Below are 18649 nucleotides of genomic sequence, written 5' to 3' on the forward strand. Positions count from 1 at the left end.
TTCTACGTAAGCTTGTATCAAACCGCCATCGGCGCCGTCATCGGGGCGTGGTGCTCGTACCCTTCGAGGCTGAAATCGCTCGGCTCGATCTTCTCCAGCCACTCAGGCGCGTACACGCCCGTCTCGGCAAACGCCGGCACGCGGTCACTGATGACCAGCTTCGGTGCTTCCAGCGGTTCGCGCTTGAGCTGCTCGTTGAGCATGTCCAGATGATTCTCGTACACGTGCGCGTCACCAATGAAGTAGGTGAACCAGCGCGGCGTGTAGCCGGTCAGCCGGCCGAACAGCGACAGCAGCGCGGCGCCTTCGGTGAGGTTGAACGGTGTGCCCAAGCCCAGGTCGTTGGAGCGAATGTAGAGGGTCAGGGAGATTTCCTTCGTCTCGACATTGGGGTGGAACTGATACAGCAGATGGCACGGCGGCAGGGCCATTTCATCGAGCTGGGCGCAGTTCCAGCCGTGGAACAGGATGCGGCGGCTGCCCGGGTCGTTGATGATGGTATCCAGGCACTGGCGCACCTGGTCGATCGCCTTGTACAGCACGACAAAGGCTTCACCGCCCTCCTCGTCCTCGGCAATCCTGCGGAAACCCTGCTGCTCGGCCAGGGCGATCGCGGCCGGGTTGCTCAGCGGCACGCGCTTGAAACCAGGCCACTGGCGCCACTGCACGCCGTAGATCTCGCCGAGGTCGTCGTGTCCCTGGCGGAACGGGTTGGCCAGCCACTGGGCGTTTTCATTGGCGTTCTGGTCCCAGACCTTGCAGCCCAGCTCGCGGAACTCACCGGCGTTTTTCACACCGCGCAGAAAGCCGACCATCTCGCCGATCGCCGACTTGAACGCCAGCCGGCGGGTGGTGATGGCCGGAAAGCCTTTCTGCAGGTCGAAGCGCAGCATGGCGCCCGGCAGGCTGATGGTGCGCACGCCGGTACGGTTGCCCTGCAGGGTGCCGTTCTCGATGACGTCCCGGACCAGATCTAGATACTGTTTCATGACTTACCTGTAGCAAAGACGGCAGGGGGATCGCCCCTGCCGTGGAAATCAGAGGGCCGGCTTGGCCGTGGGCGTGCGGTTGTAGGCCCACCAGATCAGGCCGATGCCGCCGAGGATCATCGGCACGCAGAGCAGTTGGCCCATGGTGAGCCAACCGAAGGCAAGGTAACCGAGCTGGGCATCGGGTACCCGCACGAACTCGACGATGAACCGGAAGATGCCGTAGAACAACGCGAACATGCCGGAAACGGCCATGGTTGGCCGCGGCTTGCGCGAGTACACCCAGAGAACCAGGAATAGTGCCACACCTTCAAGGGCGAACTGGTAGAGCTGCGACGGGTGGCGTGGCAACTGGGCCGGGTCGCTGAAAGGCGGGAAGACCATGGCCCACGGTACGTCGGTGGCCTTGCCCCAGAGCTCGGCATTGATGAAGTTGCCGATGCGCCCGGCGCCCAGGCCGATCGGCACCATCGGCGCGACGAAGTCCATCAGCTCGAAGAACGACTTGTTGTTGCGCTTGCCGAACCACACCGCCGCCAGCATCACGCCGATGAAGCCGCCGTGGAACGACATGCCACCCTTCCACACCTCGAAAATCAGGGTCGGATTGGCCAGGTAGGCATGCAGGTCGTAGAACAGCACGTAGCCCAGCCGCCCGCCGACGATCACGCCCATGGACAGCCAGAACACCAGGTCGGAGAGCTTTTCGCGGCTCCATGTCGGATCAAAACGGTTGAGCCGCCGCGAGGCCAGCAGCCAGGCCCCGCCGATGCCGATCAGGTACATCAACCCGTACCAGTGGATTTTCAGCGGCCCGATGGCCAGGGCCACGGGGTCGATCTGCGGGTAAGGCAGCATGGTGATTCCTCTCGTTTAAAGCAGAAAGCTCAGGCCGACGCTGAACAGCAGCGCGGCGAACAGGCGTTTGAGCAGGCGCGGCGACAGCTTGTGCGCCAGGCGCGCGCCGTAGCGGGCAAAAAACATGCTGGTCACGGCAATGCCCACCAGCGCAGGCAGGTACACAAAGCCCAGGCTGTGCGCTGGCAACTGCGGCTCATGCCAGCCCAGGATCATGAAACTCAGGGCGCTGGCCAGGGCGATCGGCAGGCCGCAGGCCGACGAGGTCGCCACGGCCTGCTGCATTGGCAGGCTGCGCCAGGTCAGCAGCGGCACGGTCAGCGAGCCGCCGCCGATACCGAAGATGGCCGAGGCCCAGCCGACCACCACGCCAGCCAGGGTCAGCCCGGGCTTGCCGGGAATACCGCGGCTGGCCTTGGGCTTGAGGTCCAGCGCCATCTGCACGGCGACCAGCAAGGCGAATACGCCGATGATCTTCTGCAGCATCGGCCCCTGGATCAGCGACGCGGTCTTGGCGCCGATGCCCGCGCCAATGAGGATGCCCAAGGTCATCCAGGCAACGATCGGCCATTGCACCGCGCCACGGCGATGGTGCTCGATGATGGCGTTGACCGAGGTGAAGACGATGGTCGCAAGCGACGTGCCCACCGCCAGGTGCGTCAGCACCGAGGGCTCGAAACCCTGCAAGGTGAAACTGAACACCAGCACCGGCACGATGATGATGCCGCCGCCCACGCCGAAGAGCCCGGCCAGCACGCCGGCGCAGGCGCCCAACAGCACATAGAGTGCGAACTCCATACGGCATCCCCATGAAAAACGATGCGGCATGGTAACGGAAGCGAGCACCGCGGCTCTAGTGAAGAGTCGGACAGGTTATGGATGGATGTGACGGCGGTGGTAGAGTCGGGTGAAAACACAGAGGCCTACCTATGTGCCTGATCGTATTCGCCTGGCGGCCTGGGCATGCCCTGCCGCTGGTGGTCGCGGCCAACCGTGACGAGTTCTATGCCCGCCCGACCCAGGCACTGGGGCCGTGGGAGGATGCCCCCGGGGTATATGCCGGCCGCGATCTGGAAGCGGGCGGCACCTGGCTTGGCATCGGGCCGGGCAGGCGCTTTGCCGCGCTGACCAATATCCGGGATCCGCTGCAACCCCTGGGTTCACGCTCACGGGGCGAACTGGTGGCGGGCTACCTGCAGGGCGAACTGGGTATCGAGGCGTATCTCGACCAGGTTGCGAGCCGCGGTGCGCTGTATTCAGGATTCAACCTGCTGGCCGGTGACACGGACCGGCTGGGGTACCTGAGCGCCCGTGACGTGGCGCCCCGGCTGCTCGAACCTGGGGTGTACGGACTGTCCAACGCCGGGCTGGATACCCCTTGGCCCAAACTGCTCAAGGCCCGCGAAGGGTTGCGCACGGTGCTGGACGATCCCCGGCCGCCGCGCCTGCTGGAGCTGCTGGCCGAGGGAGCGCAAGCACCCGATGCCGAGCTGCCGCAGACCGGTGTTGGCATTGCCACGGAGCGGCTGCTATCGAGTGTGTTCATCGCCAGCCAGAACTACGGAACGCGCGCGAGCACGGTGCTCATCGTCGATGCCGAAGGACGCCGCCGGTTGGTGGAACGCAGCTTCGGCCCGTTCGGCGGGCATCTGGGCGAGATCGACCTGTCAGTCTGACGCAGCCTGCTATCTGTGCTCTTCCCTGTGGGAGCGGCCTTGTGCCGCGATCGGGCGCGAAGCGGCCGTAGAACCTGCGACCGGGTGGGGTCTGACCTGTCGGAAGGCTTCAGAGCGTCTTGTCCGCCCCGGGACCAATCATCCGGGCCAGGCCGAGATTCTTCAGCGCCAGCTGCAGCGAGCTGTGGATAACTTGCGGGTTGTCATGGCTCATGGCTTCGGTCAGCAAATCGCGGGCCTTGCTCATGTTGATCTGACGCAGCATCCACTTCACCTTGGGCAGGTTGGTGGAGTTCATCGACAAGCTGTCAAAACCCATGGCCATCAACAGCACGGCGGCAGCGGGATCGCCGGCCATCTCGCCGCAGATGCTCACCGGCTTGCCTTCGGCATGGGCATCGCGCACCACGGCCTGCAAGGCCTGCAGCACCGCCGGGTGCATGTAGTCGTAGAGGTCGGCGACGCGCGGGTTGTTGCGGTCGACGGCGAGCAGGTACTGGGTCAGGTCGTTGGAGCCGACCGACAGGAAGTCCACCTGGCGGGCAAGCTCGCGGGTCTGGTACACCGCGGCCGGAATCTCGACCATCACCCCGACCGGTGGCATCGGCACGTCGGTGCCTTCGTCGCGCACTTCGCCCCAGGCCCGGTGGATCAGGTGCAGCGCCTCTTCCAGCTCGTGAATGCCAGAGATCATCGGCAACAGGATGCGCAGGTTGTTCAGGCCCTCGCTGGCCTTGAGCATGGCGCGGGTCTGCACCAGGAAGATTTCCGGATGGTCGAGCGTCACGCGAATGCCACGCCAGCCGAGGAAGGGGTTGTCTTCCTTGATCGGGAAGTAGGACAACGCCTTGTCGCCGCCGATGTCCAGGCTGCGCATGGTGACCGGCAGTGGATGGAAAGCCGCCAGCTGCTCGCGGTAGATCGCCAGCTGTTCCTTCTCGCTGGGGAAGCGCTGGTTGATCATGAACGGCACTTCGGTACGGTACAGGCCAACCCCTTCGGCGCCGCGCTGCTGGGCGCGGGCCACGTCGGCGAGCAGGCCGGTGTTGACCCACAGCGGCATGCGGTGGCCGTCGGGGGTGATGCACGGCAGTTCGCGCAGGGCGTCGAGGCCCTGGGCCAGCTGGCGCTCCTCCTCGACCACTTCGCTGTACTGCTTGCGCAGCACCTCGCTGGGGTTGGTGAAGACCTCGCCCTTGTAACCGTCGACGATCATGTCGATGCCGTCGACCTTCGAGTACGGCAGGTCGACCAGGCCCATGACCGTCGGAATGCCCATGGCCCGGGCGAGGATCGCGACGTGGGAGTTGCCCGAGCCCAGGACCGACACCAGGCCGACCAGCTTGCCCTCGGGCACCTCGCCGAGCATGGCGGGCGTGAGTTCCTCGCTGATCAGGATGGAGTTGTCGGGATAGACCAGCGACAGCTGACGGGCTTCCTGCAGGTAGGCCAGCAGCCGCCGGCCCAGGTCCTTGACGTCGGAGGCGCGCTCGCGCAGGTAGTCATCGTCCATCAGCTCGAAGCGGCTGACGTGCTCGGCCACGACCTGGCGCAAGGCCCCCTGGGCCCACTGGCCGGTCTTGATGACCTCGACCACCTCGCCACCGAGGGCGGCGTCCTCCAGCATCATCAGGTAGACGTCGAACAGCGCGCGCTCTTCGGGGCGCAGCTGCGTGGCCAGCTTGGCCGACAGCTTGCGCATGTCTTCGCGCACGCCTTCAAGGGCGGTGTTGAACAGCTTGAGCTCGGCGTCGATGTCATCGACGGACTTGTCCGGCACCACATCGAGGTCGGCGGGCGGCAGCATGACCACCGCGCGGCCCACCGCTGCGCCGGGCGAACCTGGCACCCCGACGAAGCGCGCCTCCTGGATACCCTTGCCCTGGCGGCCCAGGCCGCGGATCGAGCCAGTGGCCTCGGCGTGGGCGATAACCCCGGCGAGCTGCGCGCTCATGGTCACCAGGAAGGCTTCTTCACCCTCGTCGAACTGCCGGCGTTCCTTCTGCTGGATGACCAGAACACCCACCACCCTGCGGTGATGGATGATCGGCGCGCCAAGGAAGGACGCATAACGTTCTTCGCCGGTCTCGGCGAAATAGCGATAACGGGGGTGGCTGGCCGCGTTTTCCAGGTTGAGCGGCTCTTCTCGGGTGCCCACCAGGCCCACCAGACCCTCGTTGGAGGCCATGCTGACCTTGCCGATCGAACGCTTGTTCAGGCCCTCGGACGCCATCAGCACGAAACGGTTGGTCTCGGGATCAAGCAGGTACACCGAGCAGACCTGGCTCCCCATGGCCTCTTTCACGCGCAAGACAATGATCCCCAATGCCGTCTTGAGATCTTTGGCGGAGTTCACTTCCTGGACGATCTTGCGCAGCGTATTGAGCATGGCTGGGGGTCGAACTCCGTCGTCAGTCGCGCGTCAGCAGACGCGGGGCAAGCTCTTTAAGGGCGCGACGGTAGACCTCGCGCTTGAATGTCACCACCTGGCCCAGCGGATACCAGTAGCTGACCCAGCGCCAGCCATCGAACTCGGGCTTTGGCGTCAGGTCCATTCGCACCCGCTGCTCGTTGGACACCAGGCGCAGCAGGAACCACTTCTGTTTCTGGCCGATGCACAACGGCTGGCTATGGGTGCGCACCAGACGCTGGGGTAAACGATAACGCAACCAGCCGCGGGTGCAGGCAAGAATCTCGACGTCCTCGCGCTCCAGGCCCACCTCTTCGTTCAGCTCGCGGTACAGGGCATCTTCTGGCGACTCCTCGGGGTTTATGCCCCCTTGTGGAAATTGCCAGGCATCCTGGTTGATCCGCCGAGCCCATAACACCTGTCCGGCATCATTCGTGAGAATGATCCCGACATTTGGGCGAAAACCATCCGGGTCGATCACGGCAGCAATCTCGAAAACGCATGTCACCGCATTGTTCCACAAAGCCTGCGAGCGCAGCAACGCGCCGCCACAGCTTATGTGCAGCGAGTGAAGGCAAGATGACGCGGTCGCGGCGCCCGTGGCGCAAGAAGGTCCGCGTTCGGGTTGTTCAGACCGGCTTGGCGGCCATCAGCCCGGCAATGGCAACGAAGCAAAGCCCGCTGATCACCGCCAGCGCCAGGGTAAACCGCGGCCCCAGGGCTTCCCCCCGCCGCAGCCGGTTCAACCTTGCTACCAGCCACCACACGCTGAACGCTCCGAGGCTGTACAGCACGCTCGATCCCAGGATCCACGCCTGTCCTAGTGGCCAGCCGACCAGGTGCACCAGCCACCAGCCGGTGAACGGCATGCCAATGATGCACAGACCCATCAGCAGCCACCAGTACAGCCGAGGGCGGTGCAGCAGTCTGCCCTGGACGCCGGCGGCGCCCGACCGGCGCGCGCGCCAGGTCCACAGGGCCAGGCCCAGGGCGCTGCCGAGCAACAGCACGAGGCTGAGCACGTGCAGGGTCTTCAGCGTGGTGAGCAGGTCCATGTCATCGCGTCCTCGTGCGTTGCAGCAAGCTTAGCCGCTCAGCCCAGGAACAGCCGGTACGCCGGGTTGTCGGTCTCGTCCCAGTAGGGGTAGCCGATGGCCTCCAGCGCGGCGGGCACCAGGTGGCGCTCGTCGTCGGGCACCTGCAGGCCCGCCACCACGCGCCCGTCGGCCGCGCCGTGGTTGCGGTAGTGGAACATCGAGATGTTCCAGCGCCCGCCCAACTTGTTGAGGAAGTTGAACAGCGCGCCCGGCCGCTCGGGAAACTCGAAGCGCAGCACGATCTCGTCGACCGCCCCTTCCGAATGCCCGCCCACCATATGGCGGATGTGCAGCTTGGCCAGTTCGTTGTCGGTGAGGTCGATCACCGGGAAGCCTTGTTCGGTCAGCTGCCGGACCAGCGCCACGCGTGGGTCGTTTTCCGGGTGGGTCTGCACGCCGACAAAGATGTGCGCCTCGCCCTCGGCGTGGTAGCGGTAGTTGAACTCGGTGATCTGGCGCTTGCCGATGGCCTCGCAGAAGGCCTTGAAGCTGCCGGGGCGTTCAGGGATGGTCACGGCGATGATCGCCTCGCGGCCTTCGCCCAGTTCGGCGCGCTCGGCCACGTGGCGAAGGCGGTCGAAGTTGACGTTGGCACCCGACTCGATGGCGACCAGGGTCTGCCCGCTCACGCCATGAAGCTCGACGTACTTCTTGATCCCCGCGACGCCCAGTGCGCCCGCAGGCTCGGTGATCGAGCGGGTATCGTCGTAGATGTCCTTGATGGCCGCGCAGATTTCATCGGTGCTGACGGTGATCACTTCATCCACATGGTGCTTGCAGATATCGAAGGTGTGCTGACCGATCTGCGCCACCGCCACGCCGTCCGCGAACAGCCCGACCTGCGGCAGCACCACGCGCTCGCCCGCGGCCATGGCGGCCTGCAGGCAGTTGGAGTCGTCCGGTTCGACACCGATCACCCTGATCTCGGGACGCAGGTACTTCACGTATGCCGCGATGCCGGCGATCAGGCCACCTCCCCCGACAGGCACGAAGATCGCGTCCAGCTGGCCCGGGTGCTGGCGCAGGATTTCCATGGCCACGGTGCCTTGCCCCGCGATGGTGTGCGGATCGTCGTAGGGGTGGATGTAGACGAAGCCCTTTTCCTCGACCAGCTTGAGCGAATAGGCCAGCGCCTCGGGGAACGAGTCACCGTGCAGCAGCACCTTGCCGCCGCGCGAACGCACGCCCTCGACCTTGATCTCCGGGGTGGTCTTGGGCATCACGATGGTGGCCTTGATGCCCAGTTCGCGAGCGGCCAGTGCCAGGCCCTGGGCGTGATTGCCCGCCGAGGCGGTGACCACGCCACGTGCCAGCTCCTCGGGGCTCAGCTGCGCGAGCTTGTTGTACGCCCCGCGGATCTTGAAGGAAAACACCGGCTGCAGGTCTTCGCGCTTGAGCAGCACCTGGTTGCCCAGGCGTTTGCTCAGCTGCCCGGCGGCGTGCAGCGGGGTTTCGACGGCGACGTCGTAGACGCGCGAGGTGAGGATCTTCTTGACGTACTGTTCGAGCATCGGGAAAGCATCACTGGGCCGCGGGACGAGGCTTGCGAGTCTACCCCAGCGTCACGTCGGGCGACCACAGCAAAGCCGAGGTTTTACCGGCACTTGCCGGTATACTAGGCCGCTTTCAGAACTCCCGCCCCTTCCGGAGCCCGCATGACCCAGGACCAACTCAAACAGGCTGTCGCCCAGGCCGCTGTCGACTTCATTCTGCCCAAGCTCGATGCCAAGAGCATCGTCGGCGTGGGCACCGGTTCGACCGCCAACTGCTTCATCGACGCCCTGGCCCAGCACAAGACCGCCTTCGACGGCGCGGTCGCCAGCTCCGAGGCCACCGCGGCCCGTCTCAAGGGCCACGGCATCCCGGTGTACGAGCTCAACACCGTCAGCGAGCTGGAGTTCTATGTCGACGGCGCCGATGAAAGCGACGAGCGCCTGAACCTGATCAAGGGCGGTGGCGCGGCCCTGACCCGCGAGAAGATCGTCGCCGCCGTGGCCAAGACCTTCATCTGCATCGCCGACGCCAGCAAGCTGGTGCCCGTGCTGGGCGCTTTCCCGCTGCCGGTCGAGGTCATCCCGATGGCCCGCAGCCATGTGGCCCGCGAGCTGGTCAAGCTGGGCGGTGATCCGGTGTACCGCGAAGGCGTGGTGACCGACAACGGCAACGTGATCCTGGACGTGTACAACCTGCAGATCACCGATCCGGTCGGGCTGGAAAGCCAGATCAACGGCATCGTCGGCGTGGTGACCAACGGCCTGTTCGCGGCGCGGCCGGCGGACCTGCTGTTGCTGGGGACCTCGGAAGGCGTCAGGACCCTGAAGGCCTGAGTCGGCCGGTCCCGGCCAAAGGGCCGCTTCGCGGCCCTGAAAGTCCCCAGTTCAGTCCGCAGGCTTCCTGAACACATAGAACAGGTTCGGCTCGCTCACCAGGTAGATCGTCCCCGCCTCGTCCATGGCAATGCCCTCGGCCTGGGGCACGGTTCGCTCGAGCCCTTGATACCCCTGACGCAACGACAGGGTGCTCAAGGGCCGTCCCTTCACATCCAGTTCCAGCACCAGCCGCGATTCGTCCGACAGCGCCAGCAGGTGCCCGCTGCGTTCATCGAACTGCAGGCTCGACAGATCCCTCACGAACAACCGCGAATCGCGCCTGGCGTCCTGCACCACGTTAACGGCGTAAGGCTGGTCCGGGTCGCCGTGCGGAAAACCCCGCACCTCATAGATCAGCATCGGGTCCCGCTCCTTGGCCACGAACAGGCGCTTGCCCACTGAATCATAGGCCAGGCCTTCGAAGCCCTTGTTGCCGTTGAGACCGATGCCTAGCGTAAGCTGCTCCGCATCCTTGGCATCCACCACCGCCGTGTCGTCGCGCAAATGCACGAGGATCAGCCGCTGCTGGCGCTCGTCGGTGATCACATAGGTATCGGGCGCGACATACTCGATTGCCTCGGGATCTCCGAAGCCGGTCAAGGGCACGCGGCGCAGGATGCGCCCGTCCAGGGACAGCTCGATCAGTTCGGAGCGTGCATTGGTGACGGTGAACAGGCTCTTGCGGTCCGGATCGTAGGTCAGCGCGGAAACGTCGTCATCCAGCCCTTCGATCACCTGCGCCTGTATCACCGCCTGATAGCGGTCCAGCGCCAGGCTGTTTTGCGCCGGCTGCCACCAGGTCTTGAGATTGAACCAGGCACGTTCGAACAGACGGAACTCCTGCCCCGCCACCCCGCCCAGAATCAGGCCCGACAGGGCAACGAAGAGCAGGACCAGTGGTAGACGAAACACACGACGCATAACGGCGGACTCGGGGTTGAGGGGGACGAATCTAACCACGAAAGCGCTGAAGTAAAGCTTAATGCCACTATGCGAAAAATCTGATGGCTTCGTCAGTTCTTGCGAAAACGGTAGAACAGGTTCGGCTCGCTGACCATGTAGAGGTTGCCTTGCCCGTCCATCGCCACGCCCTCGGCGCGCGGCAAGGTATCGCCCAGGCCGTTGAACCCGCCCAGCAAGGTCATGAAACTGACCTGCTCGCCCTGCTCATCAAGCTCGAGCAGCATGTTGGAGTCCGCCGACAGCACCAGCAGATGCCCGGTCCGCGGATCGACGCTCAGCGCCGAGAGATTGCGCAGGTCAAGCTCGGTGCTGGGCAGGTCACGTTTTTCACCCACCAGCGGACCGCGGCCATCGCTGTCCAGGGTATAGAGCTTGGGCGGGCGCTCTTCACCGATCACGATGCGCTGGCGTGCCGGGTCCCAGGCCGCGGCCTCGAAGCCCTTGTTCTTCTCCACCGACTCGCCCAGGTCAAAGGGCTTGTAGTCGGCGCGATTGAGCGTGGTGGTGTGGGAATCAACCTTGACCAGGGTCATGTCGTGACGGCGTTCATCGACGATCACCAGCTGGCCGTCCTCAAGCACGGCCACGCCCTCGGGATTGCTCCAGCCAACCAGCGGGATCTTGCGTAGCACCTCGCCGTCCAGGGTCAGCTCGACCAGGAAGGGGTTTTTGCCCATGACGGCGAACAGCGTGCGCGTGCGCGGGCTGTAGGCCAGGTCCGAGGCCTCGTCGTCCTCCATGCCAGGCAGCACCTTGGCGTCGATGTCGACGTGATAATCCGGCAGCCAGATGCTTTCCTTCTGCGTCACCGGGCTCTCGAAGCCCTCCTGGATCCACAGCAGCCCGCGGTCATCCCAATGCATGGCGATCGCCACGCCGTAGCCGATTACCGCAGCAGCCGTCAGCCACAGCGGCCAGCGACGAAAGCGCCGGCGCTTGGGCGCGGCGGGCGTGGATGCACTGGGGGGAAAAGCCATGATAAGGGTGTTCCTGAGAGTTCTTGCCGGTCTTTTCAGCGAACTGCGCCGGCATGGGCACGAGAAAACAGCCAGAGCATTATCCGGGTGCTTTGTGAAAAAAGTGACAAAAATCGTCAGAAGGTAGCGAAAGGGATGACAGCCGAATGGCTGTCATCCCTCGTCAGGTCAGAAAACCTTGCTTTCGAAACGGCTGGCGCCTGGCAGCTCCAGCACGAGCTCGTCGCCCGGATTCAGCGGGCCGACGCCGGCGGGGGTGCCGGTCAGGATCACATCGCCCGGCTGCAGGGAGAAATGCGTGGCCATGTGCTGGATGATCGGCACGATCGGATTGAGCATCAGCGCGCTGTTGCCATCCTGGCGCACTTCACCATTGATGGTCAGGCGGATGCCGATGTCGGTGACGTCCTCGAAGGTGCCAGCGGCGATGAAAGGCGGCAGTACGCAGGCGCCGTCAAAGCACTTGGCCAGCTCCCATGGCAGGCCCTTTTCCCGCAGGCCGGCCTGCACGTCGCGCAGGGTCAGGTCCAGCGCCGGGGCAAAGCCGGAGATCGCATCGATGACTTCTTCTTCGGTGGGGTGCTGTGACAACGGCTTGCCCAGCAACACGGCGATTTCCGCTTCGTAGTGCACCAGGCCGCGATCGGTCGGGATGGTGAAGCCGCCCTCGAGCGGCACCACGCAACTGCCCGGCTTGATGAACAGCAACGGCTCGCTGGGGATCGGGTTGTTCAGTTCCTTCGCGTGCTCGGCATAGTTGCGCCCGATGCACACCACCTTCCCCACGGGAAAGTGAATACGCGTGCCGTCTACATACTGGTGCTGATAGCTCATTGCCGACTCCTGGCGCTGTGAAAACTGTTTTTATTCGGGGGCGAAGATCTTTCCTGGGTTCATGATCCCGTTGGGGTCGAACACCTGCTTGATGGCTTTCATGTAGGCGATTTCGGCGGGCGAACGGCTGTATGCCAGGTAATCGCGCTTGGTCATGCCCACGCCGTGTTCCGCGGAAATCGAGCCGTTGTAGCGCTCGACGATCTCGAACACCCACTTGTTGACCTTCGCGCAGGTGGCGAAGAACAGGTCCTTCTCCATCTGCTCTGGCTTGAGGATGTTCAGGTGCAGGTTTCCGTCGCCGATGTGACCGTACCAGACCACCTCGAAGTCCGGGTAGTGCCGGGCGACGATCTCATCGATGTCGCGCAGGAAGGCCGGGACTTTCGATACGGTCACCGAAATGTCGTTTTTATAGGGCGTCCAGTGCGAGATGGTCTCGGAGATGTACTCGCGCAGCTTCCACAGGTTCTGCAGCTGTGTCTCGCTCTGGCTCATCACGCCATCGAGCACCCAGCCTTGCTCGACGCAGTGCTCGAAGGTGGCCAGCGCGTCGCTCGCGACCTCCTCGCTGCTGGCTTCGAATTCCAGCAAGGCATAGAAAGGGCAAGGGGTATCGAACGGCGCCGGCACGTCGCCACGACCCACGACCTTGGCCAGCGCCTTGTCGGAAAAGAACTCGAACGCCGTCAGGTCGAGCTTGCCCTGAAACGCATGCAGCACCGGCATGATCGAGTCGAAATCAGGCGTGCCCAGCACCATCGCCGTGAGATTGCGCGGCGCACGGTCAAGCCGCATGGTGGCCTCGACCACGAAGCCCAGAGTGCCTTCGGCGCCGATGAACAGCTGGCGCAGGTCGTAGCCGGTGGCGTTCTTGATCAGGTCCTTGTTCAGCTCGAGCAGGTCGCCCTTGCCGGTCACGACCTTGAGCCCGGCGACCCAGTTGCGGGTCATGCCGTAGCGGATTACCTTGATGCCGCCGGCATTGGTGCCGATATTGCCGCCAATCTGGCTGGAACCCGAGGACGCGAAGTCGACCGGGTAGTACAAGCCCTGCTCCTCGGCGAACTGCTGCAACTGCCGGGTCACGACCCCTGGCTGGCAGGCCACGGTGCGGTCGGAGGCGTTGAAATCAAGAATCCTGTTCAGGTAGTCGAAGGACACGACCACTTCGCCATTGGCGGCAACGGCGCCGGCTGACAGCCCGGTACGCCCGCCTGACGGCACCAGCGCCACGCCGTGGGCATTGGCCCAGCGGACGACGGCCTGCACCTGCTCGGTGCTCTTGGGAAACACGATCGCCAGCGGGGCCGGCGGAAAATGCTTGGTCCAGTCCTTGCCGTAGGCTTCAAGCGAAGCGGCATCGGTAAGGACCTTGCCAGGGTCGACCAGGGTCATCAGCTCATCAAGTACCGCGGTATGGGTCATCGCTTGAACTCTCGAATGATTCATAGTCACCCTGAGCAGACTTCACCTGTCGGATCAGGCGCATCAGGAGACGCCTATGCTAGCATAGCGACCCCGCTATTCGAGCCGCAGGCCGATGCCGCGCTGCTTCACTTCCCTGCCATTTTTTCTCCGGGACACAGGTTTACGCAGATGAGCAAGACTTCTCTCGACAAGAGCAAGATCAGGTTCCTTCTTCTCGAAGGCGTCCACCAGAACGCGGTGGATACCCTCAAGGCTGCCGGGTACACCAACATCGAGTACCTCACAGGTTCCGTGCCGGAAGCCCAGCTGAAGGAAAAGATCGCCGATGCCCATTTCATCGGGATCCGTTCGCGCACCCAACTGACCGAAGAGATCTTCGACTGCGCCAAGAAACTGGTGGCCGTCGGCTGTTTCTGCATCGGTACCAACCAGGTCGACCTGGATGCGGCCCGTGAGCGCGGCATCGCCGTGTTCAACGCCCCGTACTCCAACACCCGTTCGGTGGCCGAGCTGGTCCTGGCCCAGGCCATCCTGCTGCTGCGTGGCATCCCCGAGAAAAACGCCTCCTGCCACCGTGGCGGCTGGATCAAGAGCGCGGCCAACTCCTTCGAGATCCGTGGCAAGAAGCTGGGCATCGTCGGCTACGGCTCGATCGGTACCCAGCTGTCGGTACTGGCCGAAGGCTTAGGGATGCAGGTGTTCTTCTACGACACCATCACCAAGCTGCCGCTGGGCAACGCCACCCAGGTAGGCGACCTGCACGAGCTGCTGGGCATGGCCGACATCGTCTCGCTGCACGTGCCTGAGCTGCCGTCCACCCAGTGGATGATCGGCGAGAAGGAAATCCGCGCCATGAAAAAGGGCGGCATCCTGATCAACGCCGCCCGCGGCACCGTGGTCGAGCTCGACCATCTGGCCGACGCCATCAAGGACAAGCACCTGATCGGCGCCGCCATCGACGTGTTCCCGGTCGAGCCGCGTTCCAACGATGAAGAGTTCGAAAGCCCGCTGCGTGGCCTGGACAACGTCATCCTGACCCCGCACATCGGGGGTTCCACTGCCGAAGCCCAGGCCAACATCGGCCTGGAAGTGGCCGAGAAGCTGGTCAAGTACAGCGACAACGGCACCTCGGTGTCGTCGGTCAACTTCCCCGAGGTGGCCCTGCCGGCGCACCCGGGCAAGCACCGCCTGCTGCACATCCACGAGAACATTCCGGGCGTGCTGAGCGAGATCAACAAGGTCTTCGCCGAGAACGGCATCAACATCTCGGGCCAGTTCCTGCAGACCAACGAGAAAGTGGGCTATGTCGTTATCGACGTCGACGCCGACTACTCGGACCTGGCGCAAGAGAAGCTGCAACAGGTCAAGGGCACCATCCGGTCCCGCGTGCTGTTCTGATTCTGGTTGCAGCATGAAAAAAAGGGAGGCCCGTACGGGCCTCCCTTTTTTTTCGTCTTCAGCTAAACATTGTTATGGAGCCGGGGTCAGAGGCTGCGTTCGGAATCCACCCCAAGAAGAAAAAGGTACCTTCATGCGTTCCACCCTACTCCTCCTCCTCGCCCTGATCGCCAGCCCCTGGGCCCAGGCAGAGCTGATCGACGAAGTGAACGACCGTGGAGAGCTGCGCATCGCGGTGCAGGCCGACACGCCGCCCTTCAGTTTCAAGGAAAACGACCGGCTGACCGGCTTTGCGATCGAGTTGGGACAGGTACTGGCCGACGAGCTGGATGTGCGAGCGGAATTCATCGAGACACCTGCCGATGAGGTTGTACCGGGCGTCGAGAGCGGCAAGTACGACATCGCCCTGGACCAGGTGAACGCCACCGAGCAACTCGATGGCCGCGTGGATGTGAGCCAGCCCTACCAGACCCCCGAAGACGGCAAGCCGTCGCTGGTGATCCCGTTCCAGAAGGGCAACCCTGCGTTTCGCAGCGCCGTGGACAATGCCCTGCAACGTATCAAGGACGATGGCCGCCTGACGGCCCTGCAACAGAAGTGGCTGGAGAAACAGGACAACGCGCCCGCGCAACCGTAGCCTGGCCCGTCAGGCCTCGAGACACGCCTGCGCCTGGACGAGCTGCAGTTCGCTGAATACCTTGACCCCCTCGCGGCGCAGCAAGGCCGCGGTCACGCCTTCGCCCGGCACCTTGGTACCGCTGAAGCTGCCGTCATAGGTCAGGAGATTGCCGCACGACGGGCTGCCGGACTTGAGCACGGCGACGCGAATGCCATGCCGACGCACCAGCGCCAGGGCCTGGTGCGCGCCTTTCAGGAAGGCCTCGCTGACGTCCTCGCCGAGTACCGTCAGCACCTGCGCTTCACCGTCGAGCACCGGCCCGCCCTGCCCGCCCGGTATCTCGGCGGGAGGGCGTGGCGTCGGCAGGCCGCCAGCGACCTCCGGGCACAGCGGCACTACCCGGCCTTCGGCCTGCCAGCGTCTCAGCAGGTCGGGATGCCCGCTGTCACGCCCGTCATAGCGCACCCGTTGCCCCAGCAGGCAGGCGCTGACCAGGACTTTCGACTGCTCAGAAGGGTTCATTGCCACGGCGCCGGAACCAGCCGGTCAACGACAGACGATCACGCTGTGCCGGCAGCACTTCGTGGGGGACCTCGCCAGACAGGAACACCACCAGGCAACCCGCGCAGGGCTGCACATCGTGCACCACGCCACTGGCCAGGCTCATGCGCAGCTGGCCACCATCGTCGGGCCGCCAGCCTTCGTTCAGGTAGATGATCGCCGAGACCATGCGCCGGTCATCGTCGCGGAAGCGGTCCAGGTGCTGGCGATAGAAGGCGCCCGGGGGGTACATCGCGAAATGGCACTCGAAGTCCTCGAGCCCCAGGAACAGCCCGCGGTTGAGCGCCTGGCGCAGGCTCTCCATGACCTCCAGATAGCGGTCGCAGACCTCGGCCTGGCCGGGCTCGATCCACTGGATATGATCACCGCGGATACGCTCGACCACCTCCTGGGCAGCACCGCGCCCGACACTGGCCGGCGCCAGCTCGCCCTCGGCGGCGCGCTGCAGGCATTCGGCCGCGAGCGCCAGGCTCAGGGCCTGGGGCAGGAACAGGTCGTGCTGCGACCAGCCATGGGTGGCCAGGTCATCGACGATACGCAACAGCGAGGGGTGATCAGGAGAGATGTGCATGGGGCGCATAGTATCCATCCGCCACATAAACCGACAGCGCCACTTGGCCGAGAGTGTGCAATGGTATCTCGACAAAGGCAGGCCCTGTTACGGACAATGGCTGCCTGCCGACAGGAGTCTTGAATGCGCCGTTCGTTTTGCTTGCTGTTGATGCTGTGCTGCACCATGCCTGTCTGGGCAGACAGCCTTGATCAACTCTACAAGGCCGCCGGCTGGCCCGACCAGCGCGCCCACTTCATCGATGCCGTCAGCGCCGCCCAGCAGCGCTATCGCAACAGCCTGCCGCCTGCGGTCTACCAGGCGCTGGTCACCAACAGCAACCAGCGCTTCCAGGCGCAGGCAATGGACCGTCGTGCCCAGGCGCAGCTGCGCGCCAACCTCAAGGACCCGCAGCCGGCGCTGGGCTTTTTCCAGTCGCCGCTGGGCCGCAAGGTGGTCGCTGCCGAATTGCTGGCCACCCAGCGCGACCAGCTGGCCAGGCATGCCGACGGCCTGCCCAGGATTGCCGCGAGTGACAACCGCCTGCTGACCATCGGCCACCTGGCGCAGGCCCTGCCGGCCCGCGAAGCGGGTGCCGAGGTCAGCCTAGCGATCGCAGGGGTCGCGGCCGACAGCCTCAGCTCGATGATCCCGGGCCTGTTTGGCGGCGGCCAGGCCCAGGGCATGCTCGAAGGCCAGCGCAAGCGCCTGATGGAGCAGATCGGCAACGACCTGAACAACACTCTGCTGTATGTCTACCGCGAGCTTTCGGACGACGAGCTCGAGGCCTTCGCCACCTTTGCCGAGTCCGCCCAGGGCAAGGCGTACTACCAAGCCGCCCTGGCCGCGATTCGCGCAGGCCTCGCGGTCGGCCAGAACGCCGCCGACCTGAAATGATCAGCCCAGGCGCTGGTCGATGAACGAGAAATAGCGCTCACGAATGCCGGGCAATTCATTGGCCAGGTGGTGGCGTGCCTCGGGCAGCATCAGGATCTGCGGATCGGCGAACTTGGCCCGCAGCACCTTGAGGTTGTAGGGCCAGTCCACCGTGCCGTCCGCCTCGCCTTGCACGATCAAGGGCTGGCGCAGGCTGCAGGGCGCCGACTCGATCCGCCTCACCCAGTTCACCAGCGCCCCGACCCAGGCCGTCGGCAATCGACGTGGCTGCAGCGGATCGGCCTGGAGAAACGGCAGGAACTGCGGATCGTTGCTGTTCTCGGTGAACCGGCGGTCGATGCCGCTGACGAAATGACGCAGCATTCGATAGCTCAGTTTCGACCAGTGCCAGGCGCGTGGGCGTACCAGCGGCGCCAGCAGGATCGCCTGGCCATCCACCGGGCTGCGGTCGCCTTCATGCAGCAGGTGATCGACCACGATCGCCCCGCCTGTGCTCTGCCCGCACAGGTGCCAGGGCCGTGGCAAGTCAAGCAGCCGTGCTTGCTCGAACAGCGCCTGCAGCATGTGCTGATAGACGAAGAAATCATCGATGCTGGCCCGCTCGCCGCTGGACAGGCCATGCCCTGGCAAATCGCAGGCGATGACCGCGAAGCCCTGGCCCAGCGCCCATTCGATCACATGGCGGTAGAGTCCCATGTGGTCGTAGAAACCATGCAGCAGAAACAGCGTTGCCACCGGCGCCTCGGGCAGCCACACCTGCCCGGCCAGGTCGAAGCCGTCGATCCGCAGGCCGCCCAGCCAGCTATCACCCGGCAGGTTGTAATAGCGCTGGTAGTTCAGCGCCTGGATCGACAACGGCTGGCGCGCCGCCAGCGGAGCAAGGCTGGCGCGCAGCAGGTCGGGGTGGAAAGACGCAGGCATGGGTAGGATCCGGGTTGCTCGAGCGTAAATTTTCAGCTGTGAGCGCCGCCATGGCAAGCTGGCAGGCGCGCCAATGCACACCACAGTTCCCCCTAAGGA

19 protein-coding genes are annotated in these 18649 nt (G+C 64.5%); 5 read left to right on the forward strand and 14 right to left on the reverse strand.

Annotated elements, in window-relative coordinates:
- Positions 1-17: 17 nt before the first annotated feature.
- From VJS90_RS17730 to VJS90_RS17740, 3 genes are read right to left on the reverse strand one after another with little or no spacing between them, the layout of a single operon-like run.
- Positions 18-989, reverse strand: coding sequence for a thymidylate synthase (locus tag VJS90_RS17730; protein WP_324122944.1), 972 nt, complete (start codon positions 987-989; stop codon positions 18-20).
- A gap of 48 nt (positions 990-1037) precedes the next feature.
- Positions 1038-1847: a prolipoprotein diacylglyceryl transferase gene (gene lgt, locus VJS90_RS17735; protein WP_324122945.1), complete on the reverse strand. Its 810-nt coding sequence runs from the start codon at positions 1845-1847 to the stop codon at positions 1038-1040.
- A 15-nt stretch (positions 1848-1862) separates the two neighbouring features.
- The gene (locus tag VJS90_RS17740) at positions 1863-2645 is read right to left on the reverse strand and encodes a sulfite exporter TauE/SafE family protein (protein WP_324122946.1); all 783 of its coding nucleotides are present in this window, start codon (positions 2643-2645) and stop codon (positions 1863-1865) included.
- Between the two features lie 131 nt (positions 2646-2776).
- Between VJS90_RS17740 and VJS90_RS17745 the strand changes: the two genes are divergently transcribed.
- Entirely contained in the window at positions 2777-3523 is a 747-nt protein-coding gene (locus tag VJS90_RS17745) for an NRDE family protein (protein WP_324122947.1), read from the forward strand.
- A 109-nt stretch (positions 3524-3632) separates the two neighbouring features.
- Here the strand turns inward: VJS90_RS17745 and ptsP are convergent, their stop codons facing one another.
- From ptsP to ilvA, 4 genes are all read right to left on the reverse strand, one after another.
- The gene (gene ptsP, locus VJS90_RS17750) at positions 3633-5912 is read right to left on the reverse strand and encodes a phosphoenolpyruvate--protein phosphotransferase (RefSeq protein WP_324122948.1); all 2280 of its coding nucleotides are present in this window, start codon (positions 5910-5912) and stop codon (positions 3633-3635) included.
- Between the two features lie 22 nt (positions 5913-5934).
- The gene (locus tag VJS90_RS17755) at positions 5935-6414 is read right to left on the reverse strand and encodes an RNA pyrophosphohydrolase (protein WP_158458847.1); all 480 of its coding nucleotides are present in this window, start codon (positions 6412-6414) and stop codon (positions 5935-5937) included.
- Between the two features lie 148 nt (positions 6415-6562).
- Complete coding sequence (locus VJS90_RS17760; RefSeq protein ID WP_324122949.1) at positions 6563-6988, reverse strand: DUF2269 family protein; 426 nt, start codon at positions 6986-6988, stop codon at positions 6563-6565.
- A gap of 38 nt (positions 6989-7026) precedes the next feature.
- Complete coding sequence (gene ilvA / locus VJS90_RS17765; protein ID WP_324122950.1) at positions 7027-8541, reverse strand: threonine ammonia-lyase, biosynthetic; 1515 nt, start codon at positions 8539-8541, stop codon at positions 7027-7029.
- A gap of 144 nt (positions 8542-8685) precedes the next feature.
- On the opposite strand from ilvA, the gene rpiA reads away from it, so the two are divergent.
- Positions 8686-9357: a ribose-5-phosphate isomerase RpiA gene (rpiA, locus tag VJS90_RS17770; RefSeq protein WP_324122951.1), complete on the forward strand. Its 672-nt coding sequence runs from the start codon at positions 8686-8688 to the stop codon at positions 9355-9357.
- Positions 9358-9408: 51 nt separating this feature from the next.
- On the opposite strand, the gene VJS90_RS17775 is transcribed toward rpiA, so the two are convergent.
- The 4 genes from VJS90_RS17775 to VJS90_RS17790 form a co-directional block, all read right to left on the reverse strand.
- Complete coding sequence (locus tag VJS90_RS17775; RefSeq protein ID WP_324122952.1) at positions 9409-10320, reverse strand: SdiA-regulated domain-containing protein; 912 nt, start codon at positions 10318-10320, stop codon at positions 9409-9411.
- Between the two features lie 92 nt (positions 10321-10412).
- Positions 10413-11339 (reverse strand): SdiA-regulated domain-containing protein, encoded by a 927-nt coding sequence (locus tag VJS90_RS17780; RefSeq protein ID WP_324122953.1) that lies wholly within the window; start codon positions 11337-11339, stop codon positions 10413-10415.
- Positions 11340-11507: 168 nt separating this feature from the next.
- Positions 11508-12173, reverse strand: a complete 666-nt coding sequence (locus VJS90_RS17785) for a fumarylacetoacetate hydrolase family protein (RefSeq protein ID WP_324122954.1) — start codon at positions 12171-12173, stop codon at positions 11508-11510.
- A 30-nt stretch (positions 12174-12203) separates the two neighbouring features.
- Positions 12204-13601, reverse strand: a complete 1398-nt coding sequence (locus VJS90_RS17790; protein ID WP_324122955.1) for an FAD-binding oxidoreductase — start codon at positions 13599-13601, stop codon at positions 12204-12206.
- A gap of 171 nt (positions 13602-13772) precedes the next feature.
- Between VJS90_RS17790 and serA the strand changes: the two genes are divergently transcribed.
- Positions 13773-15002: a phosphoglycerate dehydrogenase gene (serA, locus tag VJS90_RS17795; protein WP_324122956.1), complete on the forward strand. Its 1230-nt coding sequence runs from the start codon at positions 13773-13775 to the stop codon at positions 15000-15002.
- Positions 15003-15135: 133 nt separating this feature from the next.
- A complete protein-coding gene (locus tag VJS90_RS17800; protein WP_324122957.1) occupies positions 15136-15639 on the forward strand; it encodes a transporter substrate-binding domain-containing protein in 504 nt (167 codons plus the stop codon).
- A 9-nt stretch (positions 15640-15648) separates the two neighbouring features.
- On the opposite strand, the gene VJS90_RS17805 is transcribed toward VJS90_RS17800, so the two are convergent.
- Complete coding sequence (locus VJS90_RS17805) at positions 15649-16143, reverse strand: DUF523 domain-containing protein (RefSeq protein ID WP_324122958.1); 495 nt, start codon at positions 16141-16143, stop codon at positions 15649-15651.
- Positions 16130-16762, reverse strand: a complete 633-nt coding sequence (locus VJS90_RS17810; RefSeq protein WP_324122959.1) for a 2OG-Fe(II) oxygenase — start codon at positions 16760-16762, stop codon at positions 16130-16132. The genes VJS90_RS17805 and VJS90_RS17810 overlap by 14 nt, the downstream gene beginning before the upstream one ends.
- 114 nt (positions 16763-16876) lie before the next feature.
- On the opposite strand from VJS90_RS17810, the gene VJS90_RS17815 reads away from it, so the two are divergent.
- The gene (locus VJS90_RS17815) at positions 16877-17629 is read left to right on the forward strand and encodes a hypothetical protein (protein WP_324122960.1); all 753 of its coding nucleotides are present in this window, start codon (positions 16877-16879) and stop codon (positions 17627-17629) included.
- Here VJS90_RS17815 and VJS90_RS17820 read toward each other — a convergent pair whose 3' ends face one another.
- Positions 17630-18550, reverse strand: a complete 921-nt coding sequence (locus tag VJS90_RS17820) for an alpha/beta hydrolase (protein ID WP_324122961.1) — start codon at positions 18548-18550, stop codon at positions 17630-17632.
- Between the last annotated feature and the right edge of the window lie 99 nt (positions 18551-18649).

The organism is Pseudomonas sp. (assembly GCF_035277045.1).
Lineage (GTDB): Bacteria > Pseudomonadota > Gammaproteobacteria > Pseudomonadales > Pseudomonadaceae > Aquipseudomonas.

Excerpts from the sequence above, each read along its gene's own strand:
- VJS90_RS17815 (WP_324122960.1), top strand. The coding sequence starts at position 16,877 with ATGCGCCGTTCGTTTTGCTTGCTGTTGATGCTGTGCTGCACCATGCCT.
- VJS90_RS17800 (WP_324122957.1), top strand. The coding sequence starts at position 15,136 with ATGCGTTCCACCCTACTCCTCCTCCTCGCCCTGATCGCCAGCCCCTGG.
- VJS90_RS17775 (WP_324122952.1), bottom strand. The coding sequence starts at position 10,320 with ATGCGTCGTGTGTTTCGTCTACCACTGGTCCTGCTCTTCGTTGCCCTG.
- VJS90_RS17760 (WP_324122949.1), bottom strand. The coding sequence starts at position 6,988 with ATGGACCTGCTCACCACGCTGAAGACCCTGCACGTGCTCAGCCTCGTG.
- lgt (WP_324122945.1), bottom strand. The coding sequence starts at position 1,847 with ATGCTGCCTTACCCGCAGATCGACCCCGTGGCCCTGGCCATCGGGCCG.
- rpiA (WP_324122951.1), top strand. The coding sequence starts at position 8,686 with ATGACCCAGGACCAACTCAAACAGGCTGTCGCCCAGGCCGCTGTCGAC.
- ptsP (WP_324122948.1), bottom strand. The coding sequence starts at position 5,912 with ATGCTCAATACGCTGCGCAAGATCGTCCAGGAAGTGAACTCCGCCAAA.
- VJS90_RS17745 (WP_324122947.1), top strand. The coding sequence starts at position 2,777 with ATGTGCCTGATCGTATTCGCCTGGCGGCCTGGGCATGCCCTGCCGCTG.
- VJS90_RS17730 (WP_324122944.1), bottom strand. The coding sequence starts at position 989 with ATGAAACAGTATCTAGATCTGGTCCGGGACGTCATCGAGAACGGCACC.
- VJS90_RS17740 (WP_324122946.1), bottom strand. The coding sequence starts at position 2,645 with ATGGAGTTCGCACTCTATGTGCTGTTGGGCGCCTGCGCCGGCGTGCTG.
- serA (WP_324122956.1), top strand. The coding sequence starts at position 13,773 with ATGAGCAAGACTTCTCTCGACAAGAGCAAGATCAGGTTCCTTCTTCTC.
- VJS90_RS17820 (WP_324122961.1), bottom strand. The coding sequence starts at position 18,550 with ATGCCTGCGTCTTTCCACCCCGACCTGCTGCGCGCCAGCCTTGCTCCG.
- VJS90_RS17810 (WP_324122959.1), bottom strand. The coding sequence starts at position 16,762 with ATGCGCCCCATGCACATCTCTCCTGATCACCCCTCGCTGTTGCGTATC.
- VJS90_RS17780 (WP_324122953.1), bottom strand. The coding sequence starts at position 11,339 with ATGGCTTTTCCCCCCAGTGCATCCACGCCCGCCGCGCCCAAGCGCCGG.
- VJS90_RS17785 (WP_324122954.1), bottom strand. The coding sequence starts at position 12,173 with ATGAGCTATCAGCACCAGTATGTAGACGGCACGCGTATTCACTTTCCC.
- VJS90_RS17790 (WP_324122955.1), bottom strand. The coding sequence starts at position 13,601 with ATGACCCATACCGCGGTACTTGATGAGCTGATGACCCTGGTCGACCCT.
- VJS90_RS17805 (WP_324122958.1), bottom strand. The coding sequence starts at position 16,143 with ATGAACCCTTCTGAGCAGTCGAAAGTCCTGGTCAGCGCCTGCCTGCTG.
- ilvA (WP_324122950.1), bottom strand. The coding sequence starts at position 8,541 with ATGCTCGAACAGTACGTCAAGAAGATCCTCACCTCGCGCGTCTACGAC.